Here is a 12,572-nt window from a genome sequence, read left to right as displayed (position 1 = left end):
CGATACCCGATTGACCGGAGCGAGGCCGGGGCAACCTGCTCAGCACGGGCGCGCCGGGGCCGCTACCGACGCGGAAACCTTAACGACGACGCCCGGGCGCGATGCCGGGCGCCGTCAGAGGATCAGGACTGACGGTCCTTGCGCCCGCGCGGCTTGTCCTTCGCTGTACCATGACGCTTCGCACCCGGCGCGCTGCCACGCGGTTTGGCGTGATGGCGCGGGGGCTTGTTCGGACGCCCAGAATTGGCGCGGCGACCCATATCGCTCGGCCCGTTCGAAGGCTCGATCTGCACGCTGGCTTCGTCGCCCTCTTCCTTCGCAGTGCGTTCCAGCGCGGAGCGGAACTTGCCCGCGATGGTGCTCGGCACCTGAAAATGGGTTTCGTTGGGGCCGATGCGGATCGCGCCGACTTCGTTGCGGGTGATATGACCGCGGCGGCACAGCAGCGGGAGCAGCCAGCGCGGATCGGCATTCTGGCGGCGCCCGATATCGAGGCGGAACCAGACGACATCCTCGAAGCCGGGACGATGGCTTTCCTGCTGCGCAGCGCGCCGCGCTTCGGGCGTGTTTTCGATCAGCTCTTCGGGCTGCGGCATGGCGGCGCGATGCGCCTGAACCAGTGCAGCGGCAATGTCTTCGGGCGAGCGTTCGGCGATCAGGCGCTGCGCGATCGCGCGATCCTCTTCGTCGAACTCGACCGGGCGAAGCAGGTCGGCGATCAGCCGCTCGCGGTCCTGCGCGCGAATCGCTTCGGGGGTGGGGGCGTCGATCCAGTCCGCCTTGATCTTCGCGCCGCGCAGCATGGATTCGACTCGCTTGCGGCGCGGATAGGGGACGATCAGCACCGCCGTGCCCTTTTTGCCCGCGCGGCCGGTACGACCCGAACGATGCTGCAGCGTTTCGGCATCGCGCGGAATCTCGACATGGATGACGAGGCTGAGGCTGGGAAGGTCGATCCCGCGCGCCGCGACATCGGTAGCGACGCAGACGCGCGCCCGCCGGTCGCGCAGCGCCTGAAGCGCCTGATTGCGCTCCGACTGCGAATGTTCGCCCGACAGCGCCACGGCTGCGAAACCGCGTTCGAGCAACGTGGCGTGAAGGCGGCGGACATTGTCGCGCGTGGCGCAGAACAGAATCGCGGTTTCGGCTTCATGAAAGCGCAGCAGGTTGATCGCAGCGGCGTCGATCTCCGACGGCGAGACGGTCACTGCCTGAAACGCGATGTCGCCATGGCCGCGATCGTCGCCCGCGGTCGAGATGCGCAGGGCATCGCGCTGATAGCGTTTGGCGAGCGCGACGATCGGTCTGGGCATGGTGGCGGAAAAGAGCAGCGTGCGGCGCCCGTCGGGCGTCGCGTCGAGCAACTCCTCCAGATCCTCGCGAAAGCCCATGTCGAGCATCTCATCGGCTTCATCGAGCACGACCGCACGGATCGCCGACAGATCGAGCGCGCCGCGTTCGAGATGGTCGCGAAGCCGTCCCGGCGTGCCCACCACGATATGCGCGCCGCTACGCAATGCGCGCCGTTCCTTCGACGCATCCATGCCGCCGACACAGGTCGTGATGCGCGCGCCGGTCTTGCCGTACAGCCAGCTGAGTTCGCGGCTAACCTGAAGCGCCAGTTCGCGAGTCGGCGCGATGATCAGCGCGAGCGGCGCGGCGGCGGAATCGCCCAGCGCTTCGGCAAGGTCGCTGGTCAGCGCAATGCCGAACGCGACGGTCTTGCCCGATCCGGTCTGCGCCGAAACGATCAGGTCGCGCCCTGCGGCTTCGGCCTCCAGAACGGCGGCCTGCACGGCGGTGGGCGTTTCATAGCCGCGTTCGGCAAGGGCTTCGCCGAAAACGGGCGGTAGGGCGGAAAAGGTCATGATGCTCACGAATTGGCCGGACCGCATGGCGCGGCGGGCGGGATTTGTTCGGATAACGGCCACGGGCTCGGGTTCCGCATGGCCTGCCAGTCGAACGCAACGACGGCTTGGCGAAGGGTCATACAATATTTTCGCGGGCTTGGCTTCAATTCTTTTGTGCAGTGCGGCGAGGGCCATTACGCATCACCAAAGGGTCGACGAGCCGCGCATCTCCAGCCATAAAGCAAATTGGTTTCTTTAAAAGCCGGATATTTGCGTATACTGCGCCACGCGAGGCAGGCGGGGGCTGCGACGGGAAAGGGTGACATGCGACAATTGGGAATCGATTTGGGCGGAACCAAGATCGAGGCGGCGGTGCTCGATCGCGCGGGGGATTTCCTGACGCGAATACGCATTCCCAATCCCGGCACCTATGAAGCCACGATACGCGATCTGTGCGATCTGGTGGCCCGGGCAGAGGCCGAGGCGGGGCCGTGCGCAAGCGTCGGGATCGGCATCCCCGGCTCGATCGATCCGCGCAGCCGTACGATGCGTAACGCCAATGCGACCTTTTTGAACGGCAGGACCTTTCGCGAGGATTTTTCGGAAGCGCTCGGCCGTCCGGTTCGCGCCGCCAATGACGCCAATTGTCTGGCGCTGTCCGAGGCGCTGGACGGCGCCGCAGCGGGCGCGGCATGTGTTTTCGCGATCATCATCGGTACCGGCGTCGGCGGCGGCCTGATCGTCGACGGGCGGATCGTCGAGGGCGGCAACGGCATCAGCGGCGAATGGGGTCATATCCCGCTGCCGTGGATGCCGGCGGACGAATATCCGGGGCCGGACTGCTGGTGCGGACGCAAAGGCTGTATCGAAACCATGGTATCGGGCACCGGCTTTCAGAATGCATATGAAGGAATGACCGGAAAGGCGCTTGCCGGCGCGGACATTATCGCTGCGGCCCGGCGCGGCGAAGCAGCGGCGGAGGCGGTGCTGAACGGTTATATCGACCGACTGGCCCGTGCGCTGGCCATGCTGGTGGATATCGTCGATCCGGATGTATTCGTTCTGGGCGGCGGCATGTCGAACGTTACGGAATTGTACGAAAAGCTGCCTGCTCTTATCAGACCGCACGTGTTCGGGGGGCAGTGGAACGGTCGGATCGTTCCGGCAAAATGGGGCGATTCATCCGGCGTGCGCGGCGCGGCGCGATTGTGGAGCGATAGCGAGGTGATGTCGGACACATCTTCGCCCCGACCTGCATCCGCGAGCCGGATGTAACCGTTCCCAGCGATAAGGCGCTGATTTTTGCGAAGATCGTTGCTTTTCCCCTCCTGATTTAACGTTATCATTCGGCGAATCGCGCTGAAGGTTTCGGCGTGCAGAAGCCATTTGGCGTTGGGTTAGGAGAGGGCATGATACGGGGTAAGTTGTTCAGGGCGGCACTATTGTTGGCGGGCGTTGCGCCTTTTGCGGGCGCACCGGCGATCGCCGGACAGGAGGCTGTGCCGAACAAAGCGCAGCAGGCGGTGGCGCATCCCGATCAGTGGCCGCTGCTGAAGATGGAGCGCACGCGCGATCCCAGGGTCGAAGCGCGCATCGAAAAACTGCTCAGCCGGATGAGCATCGAAGACAAGGTCGGCCAGCTGATTCAGGTCGATATCGCTTCGATTCAGCCGAAGGACCTTGAAACCTATAAGCTCGGTTCGATCCTGAACGGCGGTAATTCCGCGCCGAACAATGACGAGTTCGCGCCGCCGCAAGAATGGCTGAAGCTGTTCGACCGGTTTTACGATGCGTCGATGAAACGTTCGGACGGGCGTCCGGCGATTCCAGTGATCTGGGGCACCGACGCGGTGCATGGCGATAACAATATCGTCGGCGCGACGCTGTTCCCTCACAATATCGGGCTCGGCGCGATGCGCGACCCGGCGCTGATCGAACGGATCGGCGCGGCGACGGCGGCGGAGACGGCCGCTACGGGGATCGACTGGAGCTTTGCGCCGACGGTGGCGGTTGTGCAGGACGATCGCTGGGGCCGCACCTATGAAAGCTATTCGGAAGAGCCGGAGATCGTCGCCGAATATGCCGGCGCTATGGTGCGCGGCATTCAGGGGCAGATCGGAGTCGACTTCATGGCGCCCGGCCATGTCATTTCGACGGTGAAACACTTCCTTGGCGATGGCGGCACCGGCGGGCACGATCAGGGCGATACCCGCGTTTCCGAAAAGGTGCTGCGCGACGTGCATGCAGCGGGCTATATGACTGGCCTTCCGGCAGGCGCGCTGACCGTGATGCCCAGCTTTTCGAGCTGGAACGGCACGAAGATGACCGGCAACAAAAGCCTGCTTACCGGCGTGCTGAAGGACCGCTGGGGCTTTGACGGCTTCACGATCGGCGACTGGAATGCGCATGGTCAGCTTCCGGGTTGCACCAATGAGGATTGTCCGGCCGCGATCAACGCCGGCCTCGACATGTTCATGTATTCCGGCCCGAAATGGAAAGAACTGTACGCCAATACGCTGCGCGAGGCGAAGGATGGCACGATCCCGATGGCGCGGCTGAACGATGCGGTACGCCGTATCCTGCGGGTAAAGGCGATTTCGGGTGCGCTGGATGCCGGGCGTCCGTCCTCCCGCCCGATAGCGGGCAAATTCGGCCTTCTGGGAGCGCCCACGCATCGCGCCCTCGCGCGGCAGGCGGTTCGCGAATCGCTCGTCCTCCTCAAAAATCAGGGCTCGGTGCTGCCGATCCGGCCGGGCGCGCACGTGCTCGTCGCGGGCAAAGGTGCCGATAATATCTCGATGCAGTCGGGCGGCTGGTCAATCACCTGGCAGGGAACCGATGTTCCCAACGACAAATTCCCGAACGGCGAATCGATCTGGTCAGGTTTGAAATATGCCATCACCGAATCGGGCGGCACCGCGACGCTTTCGACCGACGGCAGCTATACCGACAAGCCCGATGTAGCGATCGTGGTGTTCGGCGAAACGCCCTATGCCGAATTCGCCGGCGACCGGCCCACGCTGGAATTCAGCCCCGACGACCAGTCGAGCCTCGATATGCTGCGGCGTTTGAAAAAGGCAGGAATTCCGGTCGTGTCGGTATTTTTATCGGGGCGTCCGCTTTGGGTGAACCGCGAAATAAATGCTTCAGACGCTTTCGTTGCGGCGTGGCTGCCGGGCACCGAAGGCGGCGGGATCGCCGACGTTCTGGTCGCGGGTAATGACGGCAAGCCGCGTTTTGATTTCCACGGCAAATTGTCCTTCTCCTGGCCCAAACGCGCCGATCAATATGTCCTCAATCGCCGCGATGCCGGATATGATCCGCTGTTTCCCTTCGGCTATGGCCTGACCTATGCGAAGGGCGGCACGGTGCCGCAGCTCGATGAGAGCAAGCCCGAAGGGCTGGGCGGCAATCAGAATGACGTATTCGTTCGCGGACGGCTGGGCGCCGGGATCATTCTCGCGCCGCAGGGGGCGCTGACCACGTCGAAGGTCGATCGCCGCGCGCAGGAGGATTCCTACCGGCTGAGCTTTGCCGGGGCAGGGCAGCTGGCGCTGAACAAAGTGCAGGCGCTCGATCTTAGCCGCGAAACGAACGGCGATCTTGGCCTGATCGTCGAATATCGCGTCGTGAAGGCACCGCAGGGCGCAGTGACGCTCGGCATGGGCGGTGGCGGCAAAAGTGCGACCGTCGCGATCACTGACGCTCTGAAACAGGGCACGGGCGAGTGGCGTCAGATGGCGGTGCCGCTGCGCTGCTTCGCGCAAAAGGGGCTTGATATGTCGCAGATCGCGCAGCCCGCGATTTTCGCAGCCGACGGTCCGGCAGTGATCGACATTTCCGGCATTCGCATTGCGAGCCCCGCGCCGGGGCCGTTCTCCTGCGACCCGAAATGATCTGAACGGGCGGGGAGGGTGTTTCGGCATCCTCCCCATATTCGTTCAGTCTATAGCGCGTTCGAACGGGATAGCGGGCAGGCCGTTTTTGCCGAACAGGTTCAGAAACGGCGCGTCGGACCAGCCGTAACGAAGCTTCACGACGCCCGGCCGATTCGCGCCGGACAGGCGCACGCTATCGCCTTCGACCGTTCCCGCGACATAGCGGCAATCATTGCCGATATCGCATGCCTGAAACCCGGTCGCGACATTGCCGCTATAGCTTTGCATGCCGCCGTCGCTATCGGCGAAACGGACCATCAAATCGTCGCCGTCGCGCCGGATATCGGCGGCATAGGGACCGCTGGGCGTGACATTCTCTCCGTAAACAATCGCACGCGCTGCGCGGGCGAGCCGTTCGCCCACCACTTTTTTCTGCGGAGGATGAACATCGCCGGGGTCGCCATGGTCGATCGACGTGGCAAGCGCGGCATGGGGATCGGCGCGCGCGACCTTTGCCTGAACATCGCGAAGCTCGGCCCATCCGCTTTGCTCCGGCGTAGCGGTCGGCTTCCCGAACGACGAAAGCTGCACGATCAGGAAGGGCAGGTCCGGCGAATCGAACTGTTTGCGCCAGTCCGCCATCAGCATCGGCAGCAGCGTGGCATATTCGCCCGCCTCTCCTGCATTGGATTCGCCCTGATACCAGGCGGCAAGGCGGAAGCCATAGCCGGCGATCGGCGCGATCATGCCGTTATACAGGGTCGAAAGGCTTTGTGGCGGCTCCCAGGGCGGCGGCGTCAGCGGTTTGAGGTCGGATGGCACCGACGCGCCGCGCTGATAGCGCCAGCCGGGGCCGAGCGGGACCAGCGTATCGTCGGTCAGCCGGATGCCGCGATTGTCTGGCAGGCCGGTCATGCCGCCTTCCTTGCCCCGGCTGAGCGCGCGAACGGCAATAGTGTTGCGCCCCTCGCGCAGCAGCGCGCCGGGCAGCGCATAGCTACGCCACATCCATTCGACTCCGCCGCCGCCGACCCACTGGCCGTTCACCCAGACGTCATCGACCGTGTCGATCGGGCCAAGCTCGATTTTCTGTCCCGCCGCCGCCTGTTCGGCGGTCAGGTCGACACTGGTGCGATACCAGAGCACGCCGTTGAACCCGGCAAGGTCGGGCTGGCCCCATCGGGTCCATCCGCTTTTGGGCACGACCGTCGGCCACCCGCTGTCGTCGAAGCCCGGCGCTGCCCATGCGAGATGCGCCCGCGCCGACGGAATATTCGCGTTCCACCAACGATCGCGCCGGGCCTGTTCGGCCTTGCGAGCCGCAGTCGGATCGGTGGCCATCAACGCCACGATCCGTTCGCCTTCACGATATTTGTCGAGGTTCGACAGCGCGGTGGTACTGATCCAGCTCTGAATGGTCGTGCCGCCCCAGTCAGCGGAAACGAATCCCACCGGAATGCCGAGCCGCTTTTGCAGCGCGCTTGCCATATAATAGCAGACCGCCGATGCCTCGCCCACGCTGGCCGGTCCGACGACCTGCCAGTCGGCGCGCTTGGCAAGATCGCTCTGCGCTGTGGCTTCGCTGCGATTGGGGATGATGGCGAAGCGCAGGTCAGGGCGCGGCGCTTGCTCGAGTCCGCCCCAGGCACCGGTCGACAGTTTCGCCGGAAACTCCATGTTCGACTGACCGCTGCACAGATAGACATCGCCGATCATCACGTCGGAAATGCGGCTTGTCACGCCATCGGCCATCGCAGTCAGCATATAGGGACCGCCGGCCTCCATCGCCGGGAGCGAGACCTGCCAGTGCCCGTCGCGATCCGTGCGGGCATTCGCGATCGCGTTGTTAAGGCGCACCGTTACGATCTCCTCCGGTGCCGCGCTGCCCCATATGCGGATCGGACGATCGCGCTGAAGCACCGCATGATCGGCAAAGATATTCGCAAACCGGACCGATATTTGTTGCGGCGCGGCAGGCTCTGTTTGTGGCCGGGCGTCGGTGGCTGGGACCCCGATCGCCATTGTCGCGACGCTGCCAAGCGCAAAGATGGTGAAAGCGTGAAAGCGTCGAACCACTATCCTCTCCCCGTATATTAAGCGATTTTTTTGATGTTTGCGCTAACTTCTACCAGCACGGCAATCGGATCAAGCGGCAATCTGTCAGGGCGCGACTTGTCGACAGACACGCGCTGACCGTCATGGATTTGTCACCTTGATGTAACCGAAATTTCTTCAAAACCGCATCGTGCTGTCATGCGGCACCCCTAGCAGGCGGCTGAGCAACCGGCTGGAAAGTTTCTTTTTTCGAGTCGGTTCCGGGTGATCCACCCGCAGGAAAAAGTTTCGCAAAAGGGGAATATTAATGGCTCGGATTCATCGTATCGGCTTGATGCTTCTCGCGGGTTGCTCCGCGACCGCGCTTTCGGGCTGTGACGGCGCGAACAGCGTTGCTTCGCCCGGCGCCGGCACCGTTATTGTCAACCCGACGCCTGCTCCTACCCCGGCTCCGACGCCGACGCCGACGCCCGGCTTCACCGCCGCCGATTTCGCATCGAACGACGGCGAAGGCAGCAGCGGCATCACGATCACGCCGGAAGAACAGCTCGAAATCGCCGAGTCGGGCGAGAATGTCGTGGTTGACGGTTCGAATGCGATCAGCGGCCTGCTCGCTGCTAATGCGGCCGCCACCCTGACCGCAACTGACATGTCGACGGTCGATGGATTTTTTGACACTGCCCAATATATCGGCGCGCTGAACGGTCAGGGCGATACTGCTTTCCGCGGATGGACCTGTAACTCGACCGCCGCCAATTTCGGCAGCGCGCGTGCCTGCACCGATCTTCCGATGGCCAAGCCTGCGACCACGCCGGACGTCAGCGCGTGCATCAGCGGCACGGCCGATGGCGGTGTGGTGAACGGTTTCCGCCTGTGCACACTGCCTAACCAGATCAACGGCAACTACACGCTGCCCTATGTTGCGGGCGTTATTTATCAGATCAGCGGCGTGGTTCAGGTCGGCGTTGACCGCGGTATTTCGGGCACCGCCGGCACGGTCGGCGACCTGACGATCGAACCGGGTGTGGTGCTTGCTGCCGACGACGATAATGCCAATAACGACGCGCTGCTCGTTAATCGCGGTTCGCAGATTCACGCTGTCGGCACGGCCGACAAGCCGATCATCTTCACCTCTGGACAGAGCCTGACGACCGGCGGTGTTTCGGCCGCGTCGCAGGGCCAGTGGGGCGGCGTCGTGCTGCTGGGCCGCGCGCCCACCGCAGTCTGCGCCACCGGTACCGGTCCCAACAATGCGGACGGATCGAGCACGACGTGCCAGAATACGATCGAAGGCTTTGCCGAACCGCATCTGTTCGGTGGTACGGCAAAGAATGATTCGAGCGGTGAGATGGAATATGTCCAGATCAACTATTCGGGCATTGCCATCTCCGAGGGTAACGAACTGCAGAGCCTGACGCTGGGCGGTGTCGGTTCGGGCACCACCATCGATCATCTCCAGACCTATAACTCGTCGGATGACGGCATCGAATTCTTCGGCGGCACCGTCAATCTGAAGCATCTCGCGCTGATCGGCGCAGACGATGACAGCCTCGACACCGACCATGGCTGGCGCGGTATGATCCAGTATGTGGTAATCGCGCAGAAGCCGGGCGGTTCGACCGACGACTCCTTCGCGTTCGAAATCGACTCCAATAACGGCGAAGACCTGCTCCCGCGCCAATATGGTCAGGTGGCAAACGTAACGGTAATCCACACCTCTGGTACACCCGGTGCGCTGCGCATTCGCGGCGGCGCCGACTATCACTTCTACAATATGGTGTTGAAGACGCCGCAGCCGTGCCTGAACATCATCGCACGTGAGAACAGCCAGGCAGACCGGACCACGGTTCGGGCGGCCGATACATCGAAGCAGGACCTCGGCCCGCCGATGTTCACTTCGGTCTATTTCGCCTGCTCCGGCCGCTAAGCCTGACCGGCGTCTGATGGAACTGGCGCCGGGATGTCGGGGAAAACCCGCCATCCCGGCGCTTGCCTTATAAGCTATTCGAGCGGGACTCCTGCCATGAAAAAGCCAATCGCATTCGGCACCCTGTTGCTGATTACGACTCAGTTCACCGCCCCTGCCGTGCTCGCCCAGACGGCCGGCAGCGCGACCGGTGCCCAAAGTGCGCCGACGACCGCAGCGCCGCCGCAGGACGATCAGAGCCAGGACGAGGAAGTGGAAGTTTCCACGCCCGGTTATGATCCCAGCAGCGCCGAGGACATCGTTGTCGTTGGCCGCAATATCCCAAATCAGGTCCGCGCGACGCCGCAGGTGCTGTCGGTGCTGTCGACCGAAGATATTGCGCGTACCGGCGAAGGCGACATTGCCGGGGCGCTGAGCCGTGTCACCGGCCTGTCGGTCGTCAATTCGGGCTTCGTCTTCGTTCGCGGCCTTGGCGATCGTTATTCGCTGGCGATGCTCAACGGTTCGCCGCTGCCGAGCCCCGAACCGCTCCGCCGTACCGTCCCGCTCGATATCTTCCCGACCGAAATCGTCGGCAGCGCGCTCGTTCAGAAAAGCTATTCGGTCAATTATCCCGGCGAATTCGGCGGCGGTGTGATCAACCTGACCACTCGCGCCATTCCCGACAAGACGTTCCTGAAGGTCGGCGGGTCGATCGCGGCGGATACCGAAACGACCAGCGAGCTCGGCTATGTCTATGACGGCGGCGGGCATGACTGGAACGGCTATGACGATGGTACGCGCAACGTGCCTTCGTTCATCCGCGATCTTGGGCTCGGGCAGGGCAGCTCTGCGTTCCTCACGACCAATCAGATCGCGCAGATGGACAATAGCCGCACGACGGTTCTTCAGGCCAACCATCATCTTCCGGCCAATTTCGGCGCTAATCTCAGCTTCGGCACCTCGACGGATATCGGCTCGGGCCGGCTGGGTGTGATCGCGGCAGGAAATTTCTCCAACACCTTCCGCACCCGCGATACGATCCAGCAGGATACAACTGCGCCGAGCGGTCAGAAGCGCAACGATTTCGATGCGGTCATCACCGACAACCGCATCGTCACCAACGGCCTGCTCGGCCTTGGTGCAGAACTCGGGCGGCAGCGCATCCGCTGGACCAATGTCTATATCCACGACACGCTCAAACAGGGCCGGCTGGCCGCTGCGACCAACTATACCAATTCCAGCGGCGACCCGATCGTGCAGCAAAATACCAACTGGTATGAGCGGCAGCTGATCGAAAGCCAGCTGACCGGCGAATTCAAGATCGGCGATCTTGGCCTCGATCTGCGCGGAGCCTATGCCAATACCAAGCGCAAGGCGCCGTATGAGCGCGAGTTCCAGTATAAGTTCGATCGCGATGACGGCGTGTACGAAAATGCGCTGAATCAGACCGCGTTTAGCTTCGCCAATGTCAATTTCAGCGATCTGAACGAAGATCTGTGGAGCGGGCAGGCGGATCTTTCCTATAAGCTGCCGACCGCGCGGCCGACCACGCTTTCAGCGGGTTATTATTATTCGGATACGAACCGCGATTCGACGCGCTTCAGCTTCGAATATCGGACCAAGGCGGGCGGGTCTCTTCAGGCGCCCTATAGCTATTTGCGGCCCGATCAGCTCTTCTCCGACACGGTATTGTTCGATTCCTGCGATGATGCAGAAGGTTGTATCACCGCGACCAATACCTCGGCGAACCAAGGCGCAGCGCGCTATCAGGGCAAGCTGCGCATTCATGCCGGATATGGTCAGATCGAATCCGAGCTGGCCGACGGCCTGCGCGCCACGGTCGGCATCCGCTATGAAGATGCGCTCGAAGAGGTAATCACTGGCAGTACGGTGTTCAGCGGCACCCGGCTCAACCTCGATCACTGGCTGCCCGCCGCGACGATTACCTGGAACTTCGCGCCGGATATGCAATTTCGCGTTGCAGGATCGAAGACGATCGCCCGTCCGCAGTTCCGTGAACTTGCGCCGCAATTCTATCAGGATTTCGAATCCACCCGGCGCTTCATCGGTAACCCGTACCTTACGGATACCGAGCTGAAAAATGCCGAGGCGCGCTTTGAATGGTATTTTGCGGATCAGCAGAGCGTAAGCATCGCAGGCTTTTACAAGCATCTCAACAAGCCGATCGAAACGGTTTCGTTCTTCACCTCGCAGGATAACCCGGTCCTGACCGGCTTTTCCTATGCCCCGGCGGCTGATCTGTACGGTGCGGAAGTCGAGGCGACGAAATATTTCCCGCTCGATTGGGTCGGAAGCGCGTTCGGCACGCGTCGCGCCTTCATCATCGCGAACTACACCTATACGCAGTCAAAGCTGAAGGTCGGGACAGAAGACGTTCCGACGCCGCTTTCCAGCGGCACGGTAAACTATGTCGCGGCCAACACGATCTATCGCGATGGCGCACCGCTGACCGGCCAGTCGGACCATCTCGTCAACCTGCAGCTGGGCGTCGAGGATACCGAAAGCCTGTCGCAGATCACGCTGCTGGCGAGCTATGCCAGCAAGCGGGTAACCGCGCGCGGTGCGCAATATGACGGCCTCAACACGCTGCCGGACACTTATGAATATCCCGGCGTCCAGCTCGATCTGGTCGCACGTCAGGGCTTCATGGTCGCTGGTACCGAGTTCGAGCTGAAGCTGGAGGGGCGCAACCTCCTCCACACCAAGTACAAGGAATATCAGGACTTCGGCGACAATGGCCGGGTCTATTTCAACCGCTATGATCGCGGCCGGATTTACTCGCTGGGCCTCAGCGCGAAATTCTGATCCGGTTTCGGATGAGCGAAACGGGCTCCGGAGCGATCCGGGGCCCGTTTTCGT

6 protein-coding genes are annotated in these 12,572 nt (G+C 62.6%); 4 read left to right on the top strand and 2 right to left on the bottom strand.

The genetic code is table 11. The features are described from left to right. Positions 1-122 precede the first annotated feature (122 nt). Positions 123-1,868 (bottom strand): DEAD/DEAH box helicase, encoded by a 1,746-nt coding sequence (locus tag EV664_RS06350; protein ID WP_133494854.1) that lies wholly within the window; start codon positions 1,866-1,868, stop codon positions 123-125. A gap of 306 nt (positions 1,869-2,174) precedes the next feature. On the opposite strand from EV664_RS06350, the gene EV664_RS06345 reads away from it, so the two are divergent. Together EV664_RS06345 and EV664_RS06340 are read left to right on the top strand one after the other, a co-directional pair. Further along, on the top strand, positions 2,175-3,125 hold the full coding sequence (locus tag EV664_RS06345; RefSeq protein WP_133494853.1) for an ROK family protein: 951 nt from the start codon (positions 2,175-2,177) through the stop codon (positions 3,123-3,125). 134 nt (positions 3,126-3,259) lie between these two features. Continuing rightward, entirely contained in the window at positions 3,260-5,746 is a 2,487-nt protein-coding gene (locus tag EV664_RS06340) for a glycoside hydrolase family 3 protein (protein WP_133494852.1), read from the top strand. A gap of 45 nt (positions 5,747-5,791) precedes the next feature. Here the strand turns inward: EV664_RS06340 and EV664_RS06335 are convergent, their stop codons facing one another. Next, positions 5,792-7,804, bottom strand: a complete 2,013-nt coding sequence (locus tag EV664_RS06335) for a sialate O-acetylesterase (protein WP_133494851.1) — start codon at positions 7,802-7,804, stop codon at positions 5,792-5,794. Positions 7,805-8,090: 286 nt separating this feature from the next. Here EV664_RS06335 and EV664_RS06330 point away from each other — a divergent pair, with 286 nt between their 5' ends. Then, positions 8,091-9,710, top strand: coding sequence for a hypothetical protein (locus tag EV664_RS06330; RefSeq protein WP_133494850.1), 1,620 nt, complete (start codon positions 8,091-8,093; stop codon positions 9,708-9,710). Between the two features lie 96 nt (positions 9,711-9,806). After that, a complete protein-coding gene (locus EV664_RS06325) occupies positions 9,807-12,518 on the top strand; it encodes a TonB-dependent receptor domain-containing protein (RefSeq protein ID WP_133494849.1) in 2,712 nt (903 codons plus the stop codon). The last annotated feature ends 54 nt before the right edge of the window (positions 12,519-12,572 follow it).

This window comes from Stakelama pacifica (genome assembly GCF_004361835.1).
GTDB lineage: Bacteria > Pseudomonadota > Alphaproteobacteria > Sphingomonadales > Sphingomonadaceae > Sphingomonas > Sphingomonas pacifica.
This window is presented reverse-complemented; position numbering and strand designations above follow the sequence as displayed.

What these genes read in the sequence shown, in the direction of transcription:
- EV664_RS06350 (WP_133494854.1), bottom strand. Translation starts at nt 1,868, where the DNA reads ATGACCTTTTCCGCCCTACCGCCCGTTTTCGGCGAAGCCCTTGCCGAA.
- EV664_RS06345 (WP_133494853.1), top strand. Translation starts at nt 2,175, where the DNA reads ATGCGACAATTGGGAATCGATTTGGGCGGAACCAAGATCGAGGCGGCG.
- EV664_RS06340 (WP_133494852.1), top strand. Translation starts at nt 3,260, where the DNA reads ATGATACGGGGTAAGTTGTTCAGGGCGGCACTATTGTTGGCGGGCGTT.
- EV664_RS06330 (WP_133494850.1), top strand. Translation starts at nt 8,091, where the DNA reads ATGGCTCGGATTCATCGTATCGGCTTGATGCTTCTCGCGGGTTGCTCC.
- EV664_RS06325 (WP_133494849.1), top strand. Translation starts at nt 9,807, where the DNA reads ATGAAAAAGCCAATCGCATTCGGCACCCTGTTGCTGATTACGACTCAG.